At 32.1% G+C, this 20955-nt stretch carries 31 protein-coding genes; 18 read left to right on the forward strand and 13 right to left on the reverse strand.

What is annotated here, in order from left to right; genetic code table 11:
- Positions 1-185: 185 nt before the first annotated feature.
- The 18 genes from FOF46_RS14225 (at position 186) to FOF46_RS14310 (ending at position 14211) form a co-directional block, all read left to right on the forward strand.
- Complete coding sequence (locus FOF46_RS14225; protein WP_143916898.1) at positions 186-521, forward strand: hypothetical protein; 336 nt, start codon at positions 186-188, stop codon at positions 519-521.
- Positions 522-560: 39 nt separating this feature from the next.
- Complete coding sequence (locus FOF46_RS14230) at positions 561-821, forward strand: hypothetical protein (protein ID WP_143916899.1); 261 nt, start codon at positions 561-563, stop codon at positions 819-821.
- A 217-nt stretch (positions 822-1038) separates the two neighbouring features.
- Positions 1039-1452 carry a hypothetical protein gene (locus FOF46_RS14235; protein WP_143916900.1) on the forward strand — a complete coding sequence of 138 codons (414 nt, stop codon included), beginning with the start codon at positions 1039-1041 and terminating at the stop codon, positions 1450-1452.
- A gap of 40 nt (positions 1453-1492) precedes the next feature.
- Complete coding sequence (locus FOF46_RS14240; RefSeq protein WP_143916901.1) at positions 1493-2065, forward strand: RNA polymerase sigma factor; 573 nt, start codon at positions 1493-1495, stop codon at positions 2063-2065.
- A gap of 103 nt (positions 2066-2168) precedes the next feature.
- The gene (locus FOF46_RS14245; RefSeq protein WP_143916902.1) at positions 2169-2639 is read left to right on the forward strand and encodes a hypothetical protein; all 471 of its coding nucleotides are present in this window, start codon (positions 2169-2171) and stop codon (positions 2637-2639) included.
- Positions 2640-2685: 46 nt separating this feature from the next.
- Complete coding sequence (locus FOF46_RS14250) at positions 2686-3900, forward strand: phage baseplate assembly protein V (RefSeq protein WP_143916903.1); 1215 nt, start codon at positions 2686-2688, stop codon at positions 3898-3900.
- A gap of 142 nt (positions 3901-4042) precedes the next feature.
- Positions 4043-5365 (forward strand): hypothetical protein, encoded by a 1323-nt coding sequence (locus FOF46_RS14255; RefSeq protein ID WP_143916904.1) that lies wholly within the window; start codon positions 4043-4045, stop codon positions 5363-5365.
- Between the two features lie 2 nt (positions 5366-5367).
- Positions 5368-6447, forward strand: a complete 1080-nt coding sequence (locus FOF46_RS14260) for a hypothetical protein (protein WP_143916905.1) — start codon at positions 5368-5370, stop codon at positions 6445-6447.
- Positions 6448-6451: 4 nt separating this feature from the next.
- On the forward strand, positions 6452-7507 hold the full coding sequence (locus FOF46_RS14265; RefSeq protein ID WP_143916906.1) for an RHS repeat-associated core domain-containing protein: 1056 nt from the start codon (positions 6452-6454) through the stop codon (positions 7505-7507).
- Positions 7508-7511: 4 nt separating this feature from the next.
- Positions 7512-7991 (forward strand): hypothetical protein, encoded by a 480-nt coding sequence (locus FOF46_RS14270; RefSeq protein ID WP_143916907.1) that lies wholly within the window; start codon positions 7512-7514, stop codon positions 7989-7991.
- On the forward strand, positions 7988-8539 hold the full coding sequence (locus FOF46_RS14275; protein ID WP_143916908.1) for a hypothetical protein: 552 nt from the start codon (positions 7988-7990) through the stop codon (positions 8537-8539). The genes FOF46_RS14270 and FOF46_RS14275 overlap by 4 nt, the downstream gene beginning before the upstream one ends.
- 10 nt (positions 8540-8549) lie before the next feature.
- Positions 8550-9491: a M91 family zinc metallopeptidase gene (locus FOF46_RS14280; protein ID WP_143916909.1), complete on the forward strand. Its 942-nt coding sequence runs from the start codon at positions 8550-8552 to the stop codon at positions 9489-9491.
- Between the two features lie 10 nt (positions 9492-9501).
- Entirely contained in the window at positions 9502-10056 is a 555-nt protein-coding gene (locus FOF46_RS14285) for a hypothetical protein (RefSeq protein ID WP_143916910.1), read from the forward strand.
- A gap of 80 nt (positions 10057-10136) precedes the next feature.
- Positions 10137-10718, forward strand: a complete 582-nt coding sequence (locus tag FOF46_RS14290) for a hypothetical protein (RefSeq protein ID WP_143916911.1) — start codon at positions 10137-10139, stop codon at positions 10716-10718.
- Between the two features lie 34 nt (positions 10719-10752).
- Positions 10753-11448: a type VI secretion system tube protein TssD gene (tssD, locus tag FOF46_RS14295; protein ID WP_143916912.1), complete on the forward strand. Its 696-nt coding sequence runs from the start codon at positions 10753-10755 to the stop codon at positions 11446-11448.
- Positions 11449-11458: 10 nt separating this feature from the next.
- On the forward strand, positions 11459-12937 hold the full coding sequence (locus tag FOF46_RS14300) for a hypothetical protein (RefSeq protein ID WP_143916913.1): 1479 nt from the start codon (positions 11459-11461) through the stop codon (positions 12935-12937).
- A gap of 8 nt (positions 12938-12945) precedes the next feature.
- Positions 12946-13521: a hypothetical protein gene (locus FOF46_RS14305; RefSeq protein ID WP_143916914.1), complete on the forward strand. Its 576-nt coding sequence runs from the start codon at positions 12946-12948 to the stop codon at positions 13519-13521.
- Positions 13522-13560: 39 nt separating this feature from the next.
- Entirely contained in the window at positions 13561-14211 is a 651-nt protein-coding gene (locus tag FOF46_RS14310; protein ID WP_143916915.1) for a hypothetical protein, read from the forward strand.
- A 32-nt stretch (positions 14212-14243) separates the two neighbouring features.
- Here FOF46_RS14310 and FOF46_RS14315 read toward each other — a convergent pair whose 3' ends face one another.
- The 13 genes from FOF46_RS14315 to FOF46_RS14375 form a co-directional block, all read right to left on the reverse strand.
- Positions 14244-15224: a hypothetical protein gene (locus tag FOF46_RS14315; protein ID WP_143916916.1), complete on the reverse strand. Its 981-nt coding sequence runs from the start codon at positions 15222-15224 to the stop codon at positions 14244-14246.
- A 5-nt stretch (positions 15225-15229) separates the two neighbouring features.
- The gene (locus tag FOF46_RS14320) at positions 15230-15763 is read right to left on the reverse strand and encodes a hypothetical protein (protein ID WP_143916917.1); all 534 of its coding nucleotides are present in this window, start codon (positions 15761-15763) and stop codon (positions 15230-15232) included.
- An 11-nt stretch (positions 15764-15774) separates the two neighbouring features.
- On the reverse strand, positions 15775-16266 hold the full coding sequence (locus FOF46_RS14325; RefSeq protein ID WP_244299620.1) for a D-Ala-D-Ala carboxypeptidase family metallohydrolase: 492 nt from the start codon (positions 16264-16266) through the stop codon (positions 15775-15777).
- 129 nt (positions 16267-16395) lie between these two features.
- Positions 16396-16713 carry an Atg14 domain-containing protein gene (locus FOF46_RS14330; RefSeq protein ID WP_143916918.1) on the reverse strand — a complete coding sequence of 106 codons (318 nt, stop codon included), beginning with the start codon at positions 16711-16713 and terminating at the stop codon, positions 16396-16398.
- Positions 16714-16720: 7 nt separating this feature from the next.
- A complete protein-coding gene (locus tag FOF46_RS14335) occupies positions 16721-17353 on the reverse strand; it encodes a glycoside hydrolase family 73 protein (protein WP_143916919.1) in 633 nt (210 codons plus the stop codon).
- 11 nt (positions 17354-17364) lie between these two features.
- A complete protein-coding gene (locus tag FOF46_RS14340; protein ID WP_143916920.1) occupies positions 17365-18150 on the reverse strand; it encodes a hypothetical protein in 786 nt (261 codons plus the stop codon).
- A 7-nt stretch (positions 18151-18157) separates the two neighbouring features.
- A complete protein-coding gene (locus FOF46_RS31575; protein WP_208746780.1) occupies positions 18158-18544 on the reverse strand; it encodes a hypothetical protein in 387 nt (128 codons plus the stop codon).
- The gene (locus FOF46_RS14350; protein ID WP_143916922.1) at positions 18489-18842 is read right to left on the reverse strand and encodes a hypothetical protein; all 354 of its coding nucleotides are present in this window, start codon (positions 18840-18842) and stop codon (positions 18489-18491) included. The genes FOF46_RS31575 and FOF46_RS14350 overlap by 56 nt, the downstream gene beginning before the upstream one ends.
- The gene (locus FOF46_RS14355) at positions 18839-19183 is read right to left on the reverse strand and encodes a hypothetical protein (protein ID WP_140591334.1); all 345 of its coding nucleotides are present in this window, start codon (positions 19181-19183) and stop codon (positions 18839-18841) included. The genes FOF46_RS14350 and FOF46_RS14355 overlap by 4 nt, the downstream gene beginning before the upstream one ends.
- 12 nt (positions 19184-19195) lie before the next feature.
- Positions 19196-19432: a hypothetical protein gene (locus tag FOF46_RS14360; RefSeq protein WP_140591338.1), complete on the reverse strand. Its 237-nt coding sequence runs from the start codon at positions 19430-19432 to the stop codon at positions 19196-19198.
- Positions 19433-19437: 5 nt separating this feature from the next.
- On the reverse strand, positions 19438-19866 hold the full coding sequence (locus tag FOF46_RS14365) for a hypothetical protein (protein ID WP_143916923.1): 429 nt from the start codon (positions 19864-19866) through the stop codon (positions 19438-19440).
- Entirely contained in the window at positions 19863-20387 is a 525-nt protein-coding gene (locus FOF46_RS14370) for a peptidoglycan-binding domain-containing protein (protein WP_143916924.1), read from the reverse strand. Before FOF46_RS14370 ends, FOF46_RS14365 begins: the two co-directional genes overlap by 4 nt.
- A gap of 40 nt (positions 20388-20427) precedes the next feature.
- Positions 20428-20943 (reverse strand): hypothetical protein, encoded by a 516-nt coding sequence (locus FOF46_RS14375; RefSeq protein WP_244299621.1) that lies wholly within the window; start codon positions 20941-20943, stop codon positions 20428-20430.
- Positions 20944-20955 lie beyond the last annotated feature (12 nt).

Genomic DNA, 20955 nt, shown 5'->3' on the forward strand with positions numbered 1-20955 from the left:
GGAGAGTCGATGAGAAGAAAAAGAAAAAAATCGTAATTTTAACACTGAAATAAACACGCTTTTGGGAACTGTTTTGCTATGCTCTATTTAAACAGGAATACCCGGGTCAATTTCATAGGAATCTCCAGTATAATCAATTTTCTTACATACTATCAAGGTTTTCTATACCAATAATCTAAATAATTATGAGTGCATTCATTGAACGAGTTCAAATCATAAATCGAATAGATCAACTAATTCGTTTGCAGGCTACAGGAACACCAGAAGAATTGGTTTCGAAATTGGGAATCTCAAAAACTAAATTGTACCGCATTTTAAAAAATATGAGAGATTTAAACGCTCCTGTTGAATATGACGATGTCAGCCGGAATTATGTATATAAAGAAGCCGTCGTATACTTTAGATTTGGATTTTATTCAACAAAATTATTTCGTAACAATCAAGCCGAGAATATACAAAAGTTACGCATTAGTAGACCCCTAAATAAGACAATCAACTTTGAAAATATAGCAACTCCATAGCCTATTTGAATTCTAGTATTAAAAATAACTTCAAGATATATGGCTTTTGCAAATGATATTTATGACAAACTGAGCAAAAAAGAAAAGTTATCTATTTTAAAAACAATAGACACCATTGTTGATATGAATACTCCTATAGAAATCTCTAAACAATTAGCAGATGAACTACTTGAAAAGTTGCTTTCATTAGGAGTTTTTGAAGGATCGAACATACTATATATTGAATCTGATAAAAATGTTTTTCAAAGGTTTAATCCACTAAACATTTTAAAAAAAAATCAGATCAATTTCATCAAATAAAAGCTTAAAAAAAATTAAGAGTTAAGAGTGGGTTTTGAGTTTGTGTAGAACAAAGATGTCGAGTGTTTGCTTTAAAATTAAACACAGTAAAAATTCCAACATTTTGAATTTTATGCCAAGTGTTTTTTCTATGTAGCCCCATAGTTTTGAGCAAACATCTTGATGTCTTTGTAAACTCAACACTGAACAACTAAAACTAATTAAACCATAAATCGATATGAATATTAAAACGACACTAACAACTTTATTCTTTTTACTTTTCACAACTATCTCTATTCAATCACAGACAGCTCAAAACCAATCTTCAAATGAGTTCACCGAGATTTTTCGTTTTAATGGAATTACCTACTCTGGTGATCGAATTTTTGGTATTCATCCAAATAAAGAAAAAGCAATCCAAATCGCTACTGGTTTAATGTTTCAAGACAATAATTCCGAAGACCGATTAAAAGAGTTAAAAATTAGCATAGAGACTATTGAAAAGAAAAAAGGCGCACTTGTTTATGAACAATTTAAGAAGCTATGCCCAAATGGTTATAAAGCAATCTCCAAAGAAGAATTTTCTAAGCTTACCAAACTAGAAAAAGAAGGGTTACTAGGGAATAGTCCATTACTAATAGAAAAGAATTAAAAGAGGTTTAAAAGGTCATCTAAGAACCAAGCATAGAATCATGAAAAGCCAAAGAGACGACAAAATTTTAGAAGGAATAATTTCTGGAAACCCATTTGTAATCAAATCTTTTTATCAAGAAAACCTTAGTTGTATACGTAAACATATTATGACTCATTATGGGAATGAAGAAGATGTAAAGGACATATTTCAAGATGCAATGATTATTATATATCAAAAATCAGTTCTGAATCTATTACATTTTAATAGTTCATTAGAAGCTTACTTCTATGGGATTTGTAAAAACTTGTGGAGAAATCGTCTACGCAGAAAACATAAAATAATACACGACACCGCTCTTCTTGAAGACCTCCTTGATCGATTATATGTATCTGATCCACAGAATATAGAAGGAAAAGACCGAAAAGATATCTATCAGAAATATTTTTTAAAATTGAATGATTCTAAAAGGCAATTATTACATCTCTCTTTGGAAGGAAAGAGTACAAAGGAAATTTCAAAAATAACTGGATATACAGAAAACTATGCAAAAAAAAAGAAATGTACTTCAAAAAAAGATCTTATGAAAATGATACAAAAAGATCCTATTTATAAGGAATTAGTTTCAGTATAAGCATAAATAAAGCCCTGTCTGAAAACTTTAGAGACAAAGTAATTGCAAAGCAAGACAACCACAAATACAAACGGAAGTTTCAGCTAATAATATTTACAAACCGATGAATAGTGTAAAAGAAAGAAGGATTATACAGAAAGTAGCAAAACATCTTGTTGGCTTGCCAAAAGTTGAGATTTTTGATATTCTATTTAAAACGGAACAATTATTCGGAACAATTGAAGATCCTGATCCCAAAATAATTGATGCTATACTGTATTCTTGGGATAATCCACATGATATACCTTTTGATGGTTCTTTTTATCTATTAATTGATTACACTTTTAATCTTAGATTATTTATCGCATCCCATCCAGTTACCTTCTTATCTGCTTTCCGAAATAATTATTATTTCCAGACAGCTTATAGTAGCACCCCTAAAAAGTTTACAAAGAAAAATGTACTTAAGTCATTCAAAAATACAAGTATGGAAATTTCTGTATCCGAATTTCTAAAAAGGAATAAGTTAAAAAAATGGAATCCCGAAACAAAGCGTTTTCTGATTTTGGACTTTTTACACAAAATGGAATGTTGAATGATGGATATTAAACCTATTCGAATTGTTAATTGCTTATAGATAAATGGTAGTAAAAAATGTTTATGAAATATTAATTGGTAATCACCAAATTAAATCCATTAATGAGTTTTCACTATTGGAAAAAGCTGGAGAGCATTCTATATTTAGATTATCAACCAGTTATGCCGAAATCGAAAAAACTTTTACAAGTCTTTCTCCATTTCTAGGTATTAATAGAGCAATTAATAATAGTATCAGGGTAAAAATGGATTCAACTGGATCATCTAAAGGGTATAGCTCATTTGAATTCAAAGGAATTATTAATGCAATGGATATTTCAAAGGGATATTTGAGTCCAGGAGACATTATAAGTATTCAAGGCTATGGCTCAAGTATATTACTTGATACAATTTCCAAATTTAGATCATTCGAAAACCTCAAACTCTCTAGTATAATACGCAAATCAATTGAGGGATATAATCGAGATAAACTGAATGTAAAATTATCTCCAGAATTTAATGATAGCATTCCATATTGTGTACAGTATGGCGAAAACGCTTTTCAATTTATCCAAAGACAAGCAATTAATCGGAATGAATTTTTAATCTACAACACAGATACTTTATACTTTGGAAAACTCAAATCAAGAGCAGACATTAGATTAAACTACTCTGGAAGTCTATTACATTTCAATTTTAGCACACGATCACCAAAACCAGAAAATGAGATAAACAATCCTATTCAACAAGTACATTCTGAATATGAAAAAATCAATGACAACAATCACATTAAAATAGTTGGAGCAAGTACAAATCATGACATTAGTATCGGGCGAATTGTGGATATTAAAAATGGACATTCAAGTTATGGAAAATATAGAGTGATACAAGTACAACACATTATTAGACCTGATGGAGAATACTACAATCATTTCATCGCAGTCGGAGCAGATAGTGATTTTTACATAGATACTGAGAAGCCGAGAATATGTACAGATGGCTTCCAATGGGCTACCGTAGTTGACAACAAAGACCCTAAAGGACATGATAGAATTAAAGTTCAGTTTGAATGGCAAAAAGAATCAAAACAAAGTACACCTTGGCTTGAACCACCATTGCCATTAACAACAAACTCTAAAATAAAAAAAAGTGTTTTCTCTATTGGGAAAAAAGTATTGATAAATTTTGAAAGAAATGATCCAGAAAAACCTTTCATATATCCTTTTGTCTATAACAATGCAGATCTTAAACAAGAAAAAATTGAATTAACAAATAGTTAAAATCTAAATGTATGAGTTCTTTATCGACAATATCAATCTACTTATCGAAAACTCAACCACATGGGGGGAAAACACCCCTATACACTTTTAGGTTACTAATTAATATAAAGCTATGTTTGTGAAACTTAAAACCAATGTCAAATTGAATAAAATAGTCTCCATATTATTACTTGGAGTATTTCCCTTGTTGAATGCTCAAGTACTTCCTGATTTGATGCCAAAAACACCAAATGCAAGCCAGTTTACTAATTATTCTAAGAATAACTTTGGTAGCCCTACTATTTCTCCATTGAATACTACAAATCAAAATGTGAGAAATCAACTTTTAATTGCAGAAGTTGAAAGAAATCAGCAAGAGCAACAAATGAGAGAAAAACAAGCGCAAGCATTAATTAACGATGCTTTGCACTCTTTTCCTGAAACCTATAGTTTACCTTCTTATGGAAATGAAGAAGGAGCTAATTATTACCGTAAGGCGTTTGAGAAGCTACGAAACATGTCTAGCGCTGACTTTTCTGTAAAGAAAGCAATATTTGCAATTGAAAATGCATTTTATGAGGAAACAGAGAACTACGATGAGTTTGAAAATACTATCAAACAAACAGGAGATTTTCTAAGAGAAAAAATGAACGAATTAGGTTATGATTCTAAAAGTAACTTAGCAAAGAATTTTCTGCTTTTCCAATTTTTCTCAGATACTCTAAAGATAAAATCTAAAAATCTTAAACACCTCCCCTTAACTTATGATTTTGAAGACTATATGGGTAAGGATGATTGGAGCAAGATGTTTGTGAAAAAGTTACTAGAAACAGGTAAAGGGCAATGTAATTCATTACCACAGCTATATTTAATACTGGCAGAAGAAATTGGAGCTGAAGCTAATTTAGCCCTTTCACCTAATCACTCTTATATAAAATTTCAAGACGATGAAAAGTGGAAATGGTATAATGTTGAATTAACTAATGGAATGCTAACTACTGATGCCTTTATACTTCAATCGGGATATGTGAAAGCTGAAGCTCTCCAGAATAAAGTATATATGCATCCCCTTTCTAAACAACAACTACAATCTCACCTTTATATGAATTTAGCTTTGGGGTATATTGGTAAATATGGGTATGATGAGTTTGTTAATGAAATCATCTCAAAAGCTTTGGAACTCAACCCTTCCAATGTTCAAGCATATCTAATAAAATCTAATTACACCACTATCAAGGTTAAATATGCTCTGGATAGGCTAGGTATTGGCAAAGAAAACTTTGATGAAATAAAACAACACCCAAGAGCAATTCAGTTATACAAAAATATGATTGCTCAATACAATATGGTTGATAAACTAGGGCATCAAGAAATGCCACCTGACGAGTATCAAAGGTGGTTGGCTTCGGTAAAAGAAGAAAGCAACAAACAACAAAATATTCAACTTAAAACCAAACTAAACACCATAATACCTGTTAAGCAATAATGATGCAAAAAAGAATATTTCTATTTACACTACTTATAAGTATTTCGCTTTGGTCTCAAGATCAGGAAAAAGTATATAATGACACCTTAGAGCAACTAAACTGCATGCTTAAAGATTCTTGTCAATTAAGTTTTAAAAAGGCTGTAATGAGCGTTGAAAATGCTTATTACAATAACGTACTTGACACCGTAGGGTTCAATTTTGAAATAAAAAGACTTACCTCTTTTACTAAATCTATGGTAAAGCATATAAAATTAAAATACCAGGGTAAAGATAGTTTAAAAGTGAAAAAGTATGCTGCTTTGTTCTCGGTAGTAACAGATACGATACCTATTGTTGATAAAAACGGAGTGATGTACGAGTATATTCCTTATGTATACGATTTTGAGGATATTTGGGGCTTGAAAAATTGGGACAGTATGTTTGTTTCTAAATTATTAGAAACTGGCAAAGGAAATTGTCACTCCATGCCCTATTTATATAAAATACTTGCTGAAGAAATTGGAACAGATGCTCATTTATCAATAGCTCCAAATCATATTTATATTAAACATAGAAATGAAATAGATGGTTGGTACAATACTGAGCTTACTTCTGGTATTTTTCCTAATGATGCTTGGTTGATGGCTTCTGGTTATATCCATTTGGATGCAATAACAAATAAAATGTATATGGAAGCTCTAAGTGACAAACAAAGTATTGCTATGTGTATAATAGATTTGGCGCAAGGATATAATAAAGTTTTTCCTGATAATGACGGTGAATTTGTAATGAAAGCTTGTCAAGTGGCTTTACAATACTACCCCCATTATATAAATGGCAGAATTCTTCAAGCAGAAACCAAAAAGAAGGTTTTTGAGAAAGAAGTAAAGAAAGATTTTGATGTTTTTACCAAGGAAGTATACGAAGATGACTTTTTAAGATTACAATTCCTTGAGATTCAACACGAATATGTATCAATTCACGAATCTGGTTATCGCAGAATGCCAGAAGAAATGTATATGGATTGGCTCAATTCCTTGAAAGAAGAACGTAAAAAGTATGAGAATAAAAAAATAACTAACCCTGACAAATCCAATTAGCAAAATGAAAAAAAGTTATATTATATTGTTGTTAATTATGTGTACTACTATTATGACAGCACAAAATCCATTTGAAAAATTTGGGTATGAACCGAAGATAGGAACACTAACCAAAGGAAAATTTATTGAGCATTTCGATAATGATAGTATTGTTCAAATTGGAACGGTATTACTTAATGTCCGTTCTAAATCTATAATCGGATTTGAAATGAAAACGATAACATTATCTGAAGCGACTTTAGAACCTTCAATATCTAGTCGATGGATGAACCCTGACCCATTAGCAGAAGGTATGAGACGGTTTTCTCCGTATAATTATGCATGGGATAATCCCATAAATGTCATTGATCCAGACGGATTATTTGGAATTTTTGTAAATGAAGCTGGTAGACAAATTGGTGATGATGGTATAGATGACGACAAAGTTTATGTTGTAAAAACTTCTAAGAAAAACTTTGATAGTGGTGTTGCTTCGGCTGGTATATCTGGTAAAGAAGCTAGAGCAACAGAAAAGTTTATAAAGGATAATAGTGGTAATACCGCAGCCTTTCAAGAAAATAGTATTGCTTATGACAATAGTGTAGAGATCGAAGGAAGTGCTGATACTAGGCAAGCAATGGTTGATATTGTTAACCAGGACAACGGACGAGGAGGAACTTCTGATGCGAATAACAGAGAATACGGTGGAACAATTTCAAACGATGGAACTGTTACCCAATCTCCAGCAGGAGCAGTTTCTGATCCATCGGTAAATTCGCATGCAAGTATAGAACACGTAATACGTGGTAACACTAAATCAACTTTTCATAGCCATCCAAGTGGCACAAAAGTAACAGGCGCAGGCGCAGCGAATAGAAATAGTACATCTGCTTCTTCAAGCATCGGAGGTAGTACAACAACAAGCAGTTTCCAAAACGCTCCTTCAAAACCTGATGTGAGTGGATCTACTAGAACAAATTACACGTTTTATAGAGGTGGTGGTGGAAGAGTGTATATTTATAGTGGTAAAGGGGTTATAGCAACACTTCCTCAAAAAAGATTTGTTAGACCAAAAAGATAAAAAAATGAAGAATCTTGTATTAATATCATTCTTGTTTTTTAGCGTTTTATGTTTTTCTCAAAAAGAGAAGAATATCGACTTAAAAACATTTTACAATACCGCTATCAAAAATAAAATTGATTATGAAAAAGAAATGATTAAAAGCGGAGTCTCTGCCAGAAATATTAATGATTATTATTTTGTCTTTAAAGACGATTCGATGAATGATTATTTGCCTGAAAATATCGAAGGGTATAAAATTAACTATATAAATATCTACGGTAGAAAAAATAAAAGACTTTTAAAAAAAGGGATTTATGCTTTTCAAATTCAGCCTATCAAAATAAAAGGAGGTAGGATAGAAATCGATTTAATCGATTTTCAAATAACTTACAAAAATAAAAACTACAATATGGCTAATGGTGGTGGTAGTACGACTGTTTTTGAATATTCCTGTAGCACGAATAAATGGGAGTTTATAGAAACAAAACATCATGGAATATGAAAAATATGATTTTACCATTATTGTTAATACTGTATTTAAACATATTTGGGATAATCAATGCTCAAAATCAAATTACACCAAAAGAAATGCAATCTGTTTTCAAAGAAACACTTGCCAAATCTCGAAATTTTGTACCAGAAGCAACAAATATATGGTCATTTGATAATTCAAATAATGATTACTTCAAAAAGGATACAATTACTTTAAATAGTGCTAGATGTGGTAATGGAGATTATTGTAGTGGTATAGACTGGAGTTTTTACGAAAATGAAAAAATCATATTGGAAAAGATTATTCATTGTGATGAACCCCCGACTAAAGTTGCTTCCAAAGAGGAAGACTTTATGGATTTAAAAATCAAAGAGCAAGATGGTATGACTTATTTATGCCTTTATAACAACAATGGGATTTTTGAGACTTTTGAAGTTTTAAGTTTAAAAGCAAATAACACTACTGATGAAGAATGCACCTTTGACTATACTTTAAAGCTTCTTAGAACTAGAGAGAATAAGAAGAAAAACGAATCAACCAAAAAGAAAAAACACTAAATCGATTAGAATGAAAAAAGTATATCTATACTCCCTATTCTTTATGAGTTTTGGAATTGTAACTGCTCAAATCCCTTTTGAGAAGTTTGACTATAAACCAAAAATAGGGACACTTAGTAAGGGAAAATATATCGAACATTTCGACAATGACAGCATAGTTCAAATTGGAACTATCTTGTTAAATACAAAGTCAAAGCAAATTGTAGGTTTTGTTGAAGAAACTATAACTTATTCTGAATCAACTTTAGAACCATCTATTTCTAGTCGTTGGATGAATCCTGACCCACTATCTGATGAGTTTCCTGATAAATCCCCTTATAACTTTGTAAATAATAATCCTATGAGATATATAGACCCTGAAGGATTAGCTCCTTTTGATATTATTATTGATGGAGATGAACAGTTCAGGCAAGAAGCGTTGGCTAACCTTCAATCCTTAACTGATAGTACGTTAGAAATAGATAGTAATGGACAAGTTACTATATCCGAAACTGGTTGCAATAGTGGTTGTGATGAAGGGCAAAATTTAGTAGATGGTTTGATAAATGGTGATGAAGTGGTTACAATTACAAATTCTTCAGATGGACAAAATAGAACAACTGAAACGGAAGGAGGTAATTCAACTATTGAAATAAATTTGAATAAGACAACTGGAGGTGTTGATGTAAATGGGAATAAGGATAGACCTTCTGAAATAGGTCTGGCTCATGAACTTGGTCATTCTAAAATTTTTGCAAATAGAACTGATGATTTAAGTGACTCAAATTATGTAAACCCATATGAAGACAACCCTAACGATGGAGTTTGGTATGCTCCTAATAATTTTGTGCCATTAGATAAAACAGAAGCTAGAGTTCGAAAAAATATTGAAAACCCTATTAGGAATGAACGTGGAATTCCGAGAAGGAAAATGGTCAAGAGAAGTAAATTCAAATATAAAGGCAAATTCTAAATCCAAGATAATGAGATATATTATAGCAACAATAATTTTATGCATTTTATCTAGTTGTGATTCTTCTAAAAATAAATCTAATTTTCAACTTGAAGAATTAGTATCTAAGATAATTACAAAAAATGCCAAGTGTAATGAAATATTAACTAAACATTTTAGTATTGATCCAGAGGACATTAGAAGCTACAATTTTATTGATGGTATTTCATATAGAATTGCCAATGAACTTGAAAATAACGACAATTTAAAAAGAGTTTTGTTAATAAGAACCTACGACAAAGGAGAAGTTGTAATCTCGAATTCCTTTAGTGTTTTAATTTTTCAGAACGGCAAAACTTTAATTTCAAAACATATTAAAGGTAAAGCTCTAAATACAACATCAAATGAAGTTGAACAATTTGAACTAGAGAAGTTTTATAGTTACTTAAATCAAAAAGGTGAAATCGACATCAAAGGAAGAAAAAATATTTTGGTAATTGATTTTGACAAAAAAGACTCTTGTAAATGTAGTGTTTATAGTGATTTCTCTTTAAAAGAATTAAAAGAGTATAATGAGAATTTTTAGATACACCTTAACAAGATTCCCCCCTTCTTTAATCTATGTTGAGTAACATTAAGAAATTGAATTTAACCTATTTATAAAGTATGTCACGAAAAATTCTATTAGTTATCGCTATATTTTGTTTTACAATATTTACCCAATGTAATATTAAAACAAAAAAACCGCTTTTTACAATAGATTTTGGTGCGAACGATATTGTTAGAGAAAACTCTAATTGTCGTGAAATATTTGAAAAGGTGTTTTGGATTGATTCTCTTCAATTAAATAAAGAACCGTATGTTGAGAGTGTCCTTAATCGTTTTATTGGTTTTAATAGATATCAATCTTATGAGCGATTATTTCTGATACAAATGGATATGGAAGGAGAGGTTTCGAATAGATCTACGTTTAATATCCAAATTAAAAATGGCGGAGCATCGATTGTAAAGTACGCCTATACCGATGGTAAATTCACTCCAAATACTAAGAAAATAGAATCTTTTAATGAAAAGGCATTTGTGGATTTTTTAAACGAGAATTCTTTAGTAGAGCGCCAGAGAAATTATAATATAATGACTTTTGATTTTGAAAATAGTAGTTCCTGCGAATGTCGATTTTTAGGTCACACTGACTTTGATATAAATGACTTAGATAATTTAGATCTATTTGACCAATTCGCCAACTGAATAATTTAACTAATTAACCCTAAAACTAAATGTAATGAGCTATCAAGTAAAACTATATGTAGATGGTATGGAATTTAATATTCTACAGCATTATTTCGGTTTCTTGCAAAATAGTGACTATACAGGTAGACCAATTTCCAAACCACAGTCCAGAACCTTCGATTTTGTAATTGAAGCGAGTAAGGACAACACATTTTTTGAATGGTCTATCCATCCAACAATGATGAAAAGGGAGTGCGAAATTATTTTTTCACCCACTCTAGGTAATAGTAAAAGCACTAAAATTAAGTTATTGGATATTTATTGTGTGTATTGTAATTACCACTTTACTAGTACAGGTGTTGACCCTTTCACTGTTACATTTAGCTTATCTCCTGCAACAATTTTATTTGATGGTCAAGTAATAATGTCAAAACATTGGAAAGTAACTGATCCAGAAAGATTAAATGTTGCACCAACCACTATTGAAAGTAATAAAGAAATAACTAGATACTATCTTACTGATACGGATGGTAACGAAATCGAAGAGTATCAAACGGGAGATGTTATCTATTTGAATATTGAAACTCAAAACAGAATAGGAGATAAAACTACAGTAAATTTGAATGATAAAGAACATGATTTTAAATACAATGGAACTATTCTAAAAAACGACACAATCAAGGATTATGCTATTAAAAGTAACCAAGAGTCTATAAAATTAGAAGTGATAGATCAACAAGAAGCTTAAAACCAAAACCATGACAAGATTTACAGTTAAGTTTGAAGACGGAGAAACCAGAACCATAACGGCTAATTATATAAAACCAGAAATCGTAAAAGGATGGTGGACATATGATGAAAAAGGAGAGCAACCTTATATATATAAAATGCTAGATGAAAACAGCGAGAGACAGAAAGTTTCTGTTCCATTAGGAGAAACTATGTTTTTTCACGTAGAAGTCAAAGGAATAAAAGTCGGAGAAGAAATAGAACTTCAACTATTTGATTATGATGAGTTATTTTGGAAAGCAGATATACTAGACCCTGATGACTCCAAGTTTCCCAATGATCCTGTTACTACAAAAGAAAAAGTAAAACAAGTAGGAGATAAAAGGATTGTAACTATAGAGGTAAAGCTTGAAGATAGTTGGGAACCTGTAATCTATGATGATCATGATGGGTATATGGTATCTATGGATCAAACCATCGAACTATACTGGAAAATATCTTATAAAAAATTATCAGAAGAATTTCCTAAAGATGAAAATGATGATCGACTACGTGTAGGGTATAATGAACAGGATTTGTTCATAAAACCAATTGTAGAAGGAACCGGATTACCAGAGTTTTATGACAATAAAGGTAAGTTAATGATTTTCGGCTTTAAAATGCTTGCTAAAATTTCGAAAGAACTTAACCCCAATCCTTATTTTAGTAGTCTATTTATAAGTACCGTAAGAATTACAGAAACAAGTACGCTTACAGAAATAAATAAAGTAAAAAAAACGTTATTGTATGAACGAGTTTCTTGGGACACAAATGAAAGTGTCCGTTATGGCTATAAAAGTGTTCAGTCCGGCAATTACGTAATTAAAGGGGAAGCTACTTTTAAAAATGTTAATCAATTTGAGATACAGAAAACTAAAAAGTTTAGTGATTATTTTAATAGGAGGGATTTAAGAAACGGTAGTGATATTTTGATAAAACAAGGAAGAGAAGCATTGCGTATATTAGATTTTATTAATGCTTCTAAAACTGTTCATAGTATTTTCAAAGAACCAGAAAAAGGTCTACAAATTCCTAAACCTTCTTCTGTAATCAGTGCTATGGGGCTTTTCTCCGCTATTCGTTCTGTTTCTGGTTTTGGAGCTTTAAGTCCTTTGTTTATGACTGCTGATGTAATAGCCACCAAGGTAGTAAACGAAATTATTAATGAATTTACTGAAGAAAGTAGACTTGCATGGGAACATAGAAAAATGGCAGGGTTGAAATCTGCGCTAACCTGGGTTAAAACTGAAAATGCTGGTGCAAAGATGTTAGGGCTTAAAGCAATAGAGTACGTATGCCAAGAAGCTTATGAAAAAGTCCTATGTAAAGAAATAAAGACACTACCCGAATTACGGGATTATGAAGCTCCATTGGATGCTGGTGACAATAATTATTATACCTGTTTCTATTATGAGAAAACCGAAAATGGTAGAGAAAAGTATTTAATAGATTGCTTTGTCTTAAATTAAGAAAGATTATGAAAAAATTTAAAATAAAATTAGTTTACTCCTTCTTTTTATTTTGTTTAGTTAGTTGTAAATCTCAAATTATACTTGAAGAACAGCCAAATGAATTACAAAGTAAGATTTTGTATAGAGGTGAGCATAAAGATTCTTGTCAGTTTTTCATAATGTTTCCAAAATCAATCAAGATTATTAATGAAACATCTGAAGAATTAAAGCTAACAAATGTTTATTTGAATACTTTTAAAACGGGGATGAATCTAAAAGATTATAAACTTTTAGAATTTCAATCCGGAAAGTTGGTATCTTCTAAAAAAAGAAATATACCAATTGGTGAAGAACTAAAAATAGACTTTTACTATGGATATTTTATAAAAGAACATAAAAAGAGTTTTGAAAAGCTCTTTAATTTGAGTGAGGATTTTTTAACATATAAAAATTCGAAGCTATATGATTTAAGTTTTAATGAAGGTGATGAAAAATACTTGAAAGAAAAAATAAACGACAGTATTATTGGTAAGATATTTCTTCAATTTACCGATAAAAAAGAATTCATATACAAAGAATTAAAACCAACTCCTTTTGATTAGGTTAGGTTAATATTTTTTTGATCTTCATAATTTAGATTAATGAAACGCTTAGATTTTTATTGGTTTTTAGTTAAAGCTATTTTTGCTATAGTTCTTGGATTTATGTTGGATTTTGCCTTTAGAATGGGACAAAATGTTGCTTTTTTCTCAAAAGATAACGATTTCCTTTGGACAGGAATTATTGCATGCGCACTTTCATTATATCTGATCTGTTATGCCTTAGTTGGTGAAGAAAAAACTTACCTCCTGTCATTTTGGGTTATTGGTTTAATAATCGCAGAAATTATTTCCTTCTTTGGCTTTTTTGAAAAAGTAGCAAAAGATGTTTGGTATGAACATAATGAACCTACAGAGCTTATTCCGATAAAACCTCCAGAAATAGAACCTAATTTTAAAAAATGTCAAGAATGGAAATATGGAACATTTCATTATGGAGCAGACACAATAACAAGATTCAAAAGGGGTAAAGATGATTATGAGGTTATAAACAACGAATATCTAGGAAAGCCAATAAAAATTCAATGGATAGATGAATGTTCCTACTATAAAATAAGAAAAACGGGGCAAATATTGTCCAAAGTAAATATGGGCGATTTTAGGGATGATAAATATTCTATTCATTATTTATATTTAGATCAAAGTGGTTATCCCAAAACGTTAACCGTTCAAAAAGTAAAAAACACTCCTTAAAATTTGATTTTTAATGCAATGCTATCCGAAATTCACCCGATCTTAAAAGCAGTAAGAAAAAAATTCTGGTTACTCCCTACCGTCCAATAAGGAAGTAATACTTCACTATCACTAGGAGAATTTAAAAACCATTGTCGGAGAGTATTAACTCTCCTATCAAAATTCAAGGGATCGACTTCAGCTATAGTCATTAAGGTTCTCGATGTGCTGAAATTATAATTCAGTCTATAAAATTTAGACACTTCAAAAGAAGCTGTTCCTCCTATATCTTGTGTCCACCTTCTATATCTTGATCCACCACCATACATCTGATTTGCCGTACCGTTAATTACAAATAGATGAGATTCTGCTTCGAATAATGGTTCTGAACCCAAGTTACCAACTTCAATGCCAATTCCTCCAATTCCAAAAAGACTGATCCCTTCTATTTCGCTCAGGGTAAATACAATACTAAAAGAAAGATCGTCACATCTTTTCCAAGGAAATGCTCTAAATTTTACAGCACTATTGAAATCTGAACTTCTATTAATACCCCATAACCCTTTTTCCAAGTTACGGTTGACAATTACTCCTGGACTAATTTCTAAACCTAAATCAATTACTGATGTTGTTCTTAAATCTACCCAAACAGGATTAATTACTACAATTGTCTCATTTCCAGTATCGCCAGAATTTAGATTTCCATTTCGTACTATCAAATTAAATCTCCCTTCTGTATCTCCTGCAAATACTACAGCTTCTAATAAGGTTGGATCAATAAACTTTACCTGACTAATAACTACAACAAGACTCCCTGCTCTTTTAAACTCTGAACTATCTATTTCCGCACCAGTATCTATAGTTACATTTGGAGTAAAGTGATATCCTTTAATTTGTACCTTTCGTATTCCTTTTACACGCATTCTAGCACCACATACTTCGGTTATGAATGGTGCTAAACCACTTGTACTTCCCTCGGCACTATCATTTGTTTGTGTTCCTCTTACAAAGCGTTGTGTTCTAATTGCTCTCATAGTATTTACTCAAATTGTGCCGTTTTATAAAATTGAATTCTTAAAATGGGTGTTCCATTTTTTTGTACTCCGATTACCCTAAATTTCTTTAGATTTTCAGATCCTACCAATTCAAATATATCTTGGTTTCCTAATCCAAACCCTGAATTGATGTTAGGGTTTGATCCGTTTTCTTTAAACCTTAGTACAGCTGACGAATTCGTAATGGGTAGTTCCAACACAGGTATAGGCGGTGTACGTTTCTTTTTATTTGATCTAGCAATAATTGATACAGTTTCATCTGGGTCTGGATCTGTAATAACATTAACAACTCCCTGTTCTACCATCATAGTTGCCGATACAGCTTCTTCAGGTACTTCTAATGGAATGATCCTACCAAAAGGAAGTGGAATATCCTGATAGCCTTTATTATCCTGATCTATAGGTACAAGCCCAACTTCTTTGGCATTGATTAATACTAATTCCTCCAGATAATTGAGGATTGTTGCCGTATTTCTTCTTTTTGGATATGTCTGTTTCTGTATTCGATCTCTTAACATAACTATTCTTTTTATACAAAAGGATTAATCGGTGGTTTCGTTCCTGAAGGATAACCCCAAGCTACATATTGCTTTTTTGAACTATCATTATCCAGATGAACAAAGGTTCTACCCACTCCAATACGTTTGAACCCAACTAATTTTGCAGCTACTACTATCTTATTTCGAATAGCCTTAGTAGGTGCTTTAATATCCGCAGCTTGACATTTTGGTATTTTATGGGATGAATTAGAAACCCCACCTACTTTAGCATTCCAATATGATGATCTTGCACCGGAGTTAATCATTTCGAAAATGGGTAGTTTGGTAACTTTAGCCAATTTTTGAAGCATTTTAATGAATTCTTTATCCATACATCTGCCAGATCCTTGAATATCGGGGCTATCAAATTTGGTAAGATCAACTTTAGGTTTTGATTTTAGTCTAGATAAAGTAATAGCTCCTATAATTACTATAGAAGCAGCACCTATACCTAACCATATATGTGTTCTATCCTTTTCCACCACAATTACATTGTTTCTTCTCTTTCTCCCTTTTATTACGGTCACGAATAGCAACACATTTTAATACTATACTTACTGCTAAAAAAGCTCCGAAAAGTACGTTCATCGTTATATTCCCTTTATCTGCTTTCATTTTTTCTCTTGGTATTTCTTCAACTTATGTTCAAGTTCTTCTATATAAACTTCAAGATCATTAATACGCTCACGTTGTTTAGTGATCGTCTGCTTCATCTCTTTGTTATTTTTTTCCAATCCCTGAATACGCTCCTCCATTTTATCACTCCAAGCGATCCAATTTCCAATCACTTTTTCATTGGTTTCGGCATTTAGGTTTCGCAATTCAGCTTTCTTCAACTTCTTTTGTAATCCAAAATGTAATAACGCTTCTAACGCCTTCCAAAAAGCTGAAGCTCCAATAAATATCCCTGCTAACTTTAAATATTCCATATACTTTTTACTTTGTATTACTTTTTACTACTGCAATAATTATTGCAATGACGCTTATCCCCATAATTGCCATTGGAAGCACAATGCTCCTTTCTTTTTTATCTAATTTCTTCAGAACAATAATCTGCTCAACTTCCTTCATTATTCTTTTGATCTTACTGGCATAATTGGGATCTGTAGCGTATCCAGCTTTGGCTACTTCTTCAGCGAATCGATACGGGTCTTTTTTAAACCGCATCGCGTAGCTATATCTCCTATTTTTAAATAACAAGCCAGCCCAATCTATAAATGAGAAAAAAGGATTAGGGTATGCCCTAAACACATCTTTTATTCTATACTTCCATTTTCCATTGGATTGTCGAATTGGATAGCCTGGATAAATAAAAGGGAAGTTGCGATTCGGACTAGAGCTATATTCAGTAGTAGTAATTAACTGGCTGTAGCCCTGCGACCAACCTCCGTAATTTCTTCCAGATCCCTTTTTGATTCCAAACATCATATTTCCCTTTGCAGATTTCCCCCAACCAGATTCTAAAGCGCTTTGCGCCAATGCAAACAAAATGGGTACTCCAGATTTCTCAGAAGCCTTCTTTGCATAAGGATAATAACGAATTACAAATTGTTCTTTTTTTGTTGCCATCCCTCATTTCTTTATGGTACTGGTGGTACGTTAAAGACAGGATTTGCAGGAATTTCTAGGGGTAATTTTGCGATATATGGTGGAAAAATTATTAATACTTCATCAAGTGCTGAAGTAAATTCACCTTCTATAGCTAATACTCCAAAACTACTCAACTGACAAAAGAAAAGGTTTCCTTCTGAAGAATGAGTAGTCCAAGCAATCACACTACCAAATTCTGCAAGTGCCGGCATTTTTAAAACCGTACCACCACTTCCTGTACCACCTGTTTGTCCTGCACCTCCAACCCTTCGAAGTCTTATATTTAATGGTGTTACTAGATTCCCATTAACTACAGAATATCTATTTCTATTACTGGTGTAAAAAACACTATCTGAATTTATGTTTTCATCCAGTACTGAAAATATTTCTTCTCGGTTTTGACTAATGCCAGTACTTAACGGAATTCCTGTAAGAACCTGAAAACAATTCCCATCGAAAACCAATTTATAAACTAGGTTTGTTTTTAAATCATTGGCTACTAAAGGTGTCAATGACACACCGTTAAATTTCTTTAATGGAATAGCTCCCTGCTCATCAATATTTAAAGTAGCAGCTTCGGTATTTGCACTATGAAATACGACTTCTACAGGTAAACCCGCTTCGTACGGTCTTGTTAATTTAGGATCTAATGATAATTCATATACATTATCGTCTGCTCCAGTAGTAACTCCATAACCCCCTATACTGTTCTCCAAAGGAACGTTACCATCTCCTCTTACATCTTCTAATCTAAAATCTGATTGATATCCTCCCATTTCTTACTTATTTACTAATTATTAATGTTCCAAGTGCTACCAGACTTATCCCTAATAGTATTTTATGTAGCTTACTTCTTTTGATCTTTTTCTCTTTTCGTTTGATAGTTTCCTCCAATAGCATAATGGTTCTATCATTATTATTTACCACCATTGCGTAATTCTCTAATTGGTCTGACTGAAAAGAGATAATACTATCTTTCTTTTGGGTAACTAGTTCAAACCTTTTAATATTCAAGGATAAATTAGTCACCAACGAATCATTGTATTTCCCAAGTTCCAACAACTTGGCTATCTCACGTGATTGAGCAATCGTAAAGCAATAGTGTGGAAGCTTATCAATTTCCCTTACTTTTGGTGTCAAATCTTGCGAAATACTGATAAAGCTCATCATCAGTAAAATCATCAATAGCACTAACTTTTTCATCTTTCCTTTCCTTTAATTTTTCTAATACACGGCTGTCTACATTAATCAATACCGTTAGGCTATCTGCCATCGATTCCAAAATCTCAACCTTACTATCTAATAATTCATTAGTTTGAATAAGAGTCTTATTTTCTCGCTTCAATTCTTCAATCTCAATCTTCTGTATCTGATCGATTACATCATCCTCTGCAGGAATGATAAAAAAGAGTGCAATGACTACCCCTGCAATTGCTATAAGGGGTAGTATCCATTTATACTGTTTCATAAAAGATCATCTTTTGGAGTATCTACTTTCTTCTTTGGCATAAATCTTTCAACAACAACCTGAAGGAGAAACTTATAAAATGCAGTTGCAAAAAGAAAAGAGATAAAAAGACATAGTACTTTTGACAGATCATATCCTCGAATAAAGAAGACAATCACGGCATATATAAATGCTATGATTAATACCTGGTATCTGTTCCTTAGTTTAATCCCTAATCCTTTACCTATAAATTCAGGTATTTTATAATAGTTTATTACATATGTAATAAGCATAAAAGAGAAGATATATGCCCAATCAAGGGAATTCAAAAAACTTGTAAACTGTTCCAATACGATTTCCATAACTTTTTAGATTTAAAGGGTTTGTTTAATTTTTATTACTTCTTGTTCTATAGCTGCTAATTGTGTGTTTGGAAATAGGTTTTTAACCGTATTAGCCACAACAACAATGGCTACACCAGCTAACAGCATTCCTATTATGATTTTTAACAAGGTCTGATTGGTAAGTGTAATTGTCACTTCTGTTTTCAATCCATCCTTATCTACTAATGCATCTAACAGACCTCCTAGATTTCTTTTTTTGCGTACCATGTATCTTAAGCTTTAATAAGTTCGTGAATCGGAGTTCCCATCTGATGTTTATCATAAGTAACTCTATCAATGCCATCCGTCTTGAAAATCTTCTTTACCAATTCTTCAGTTTGCTGATCAAACACTTTGGTAATAGTTCCTTTCCAACCGTGGTGTCTTAATAGCCAAATCTGTAGCCGTTCAACCTCCTTGCCCTTACTTCCTTTAGTCAATAACCAAGGTTTCTTTGCTTCCTGTTTTGGTTTTATGTAATTTGCTTCTGACGTTACTTTTGTAATGGGTTCAGGTTCTATGATTTCCTCTATATTTTGTCTTTTCTGTAATACAGGCGCTTCCTTTTCAGGTTTCTTTTTTTGACCTTTTATAAGGTATACCGCTAAAATGCTTACACCAATGCCAACCCCTGCTATAATCAAATCATTTGTACGTATCATCGTTTTATTGTTTTAATTGCCGTTCTCATTCCATCGATATCCTGCTTGCTAAATGATGTTCTTTGTAAATGCTTCTTGGCTGCTTTATTTGTTTTATTTCCAAACATTCCGTCAACGCCATCTCTGCTTCTTCCAGAACGTCCCAAATCTGCCTTATAAATTTTACTTAAATAGGATTGCAATATTTTTACGTCCCTATGACAAGTACCATATTGCAGAGGATATTTGTTACTGCTGCATCTAAACCTTGTTGGTCTTCTTGTTGTAGTGGATCTTCCTGTTGTAGTTGATCTTCTTGTTGTAGTGGATCTTCTTGTTGTATTGTTTGCAATGGTACTTGCTATTTCTCGATCAAGATCTTCCGCTTCTCTTGGTAACATCTCTAATTTGCTTTTGCGCTTCTTATAGTACCAATACCCAATCCCTCCTAAAGCTAGGGATGTAACCCCAATAATGATCCATAGGGTCTTATCACTATTTCCAGTCTTCTTTCCTGTTGGCTTTTTATTCTTAATTTTCATAATACTGTCCTTTATTGAAAAAATTGTGATGTGTCATTTCTTAGGCTAATCTGTAATTTGGTAGTCTTCGTACAGGATCTTTGACAAGCTTTTTCATCTCGCTATCACTTAAGAAACTTCTAAGATGCTGCCACATATCTTTTTTGCCGTGATTAAAATAGAATGCTCTTGATAGACTAGCGACCTGTGTTTTATCTTGTAAGCTTCTAAATACACGCTCTACTGCTTTTTCATCATCATTGAATACACCTTTGGCATTGTTCAATTCAATAGCATACTTTTTAGCAGCAGATTCAGACAATTCCTTGATACGTTTTCTTCCTAACCATTTTTTTACATCTTTGATATAATTCATATTAAAAGCTGCATTCCAATTCGGTTCTGTAACAGGTGTTGCTTTACCGCCACTTGTTACCTTGATGGGTTTTCCTTTATTTCCCATTCCCATAAATGAAGTCTCTTTATTGGTTTTGCGTTTCTTTACAAAAAAGTAAATACCAACACCCAATCCAGCTACTCCTGCACCTCCAATTACCCACCACATTGTTTTCGTCATTTCCATTGTTTT

The sequence above is a fragment of the Aquimarina algiphila genome, assembly GCF_007489275.1.
Classification (GTDB): Bacteria; Bacteroidota; Bacteroidia; order Flavobacteriales; family Flavobacteriaceae; genus Aquimarina; species Aquimarina algiphila.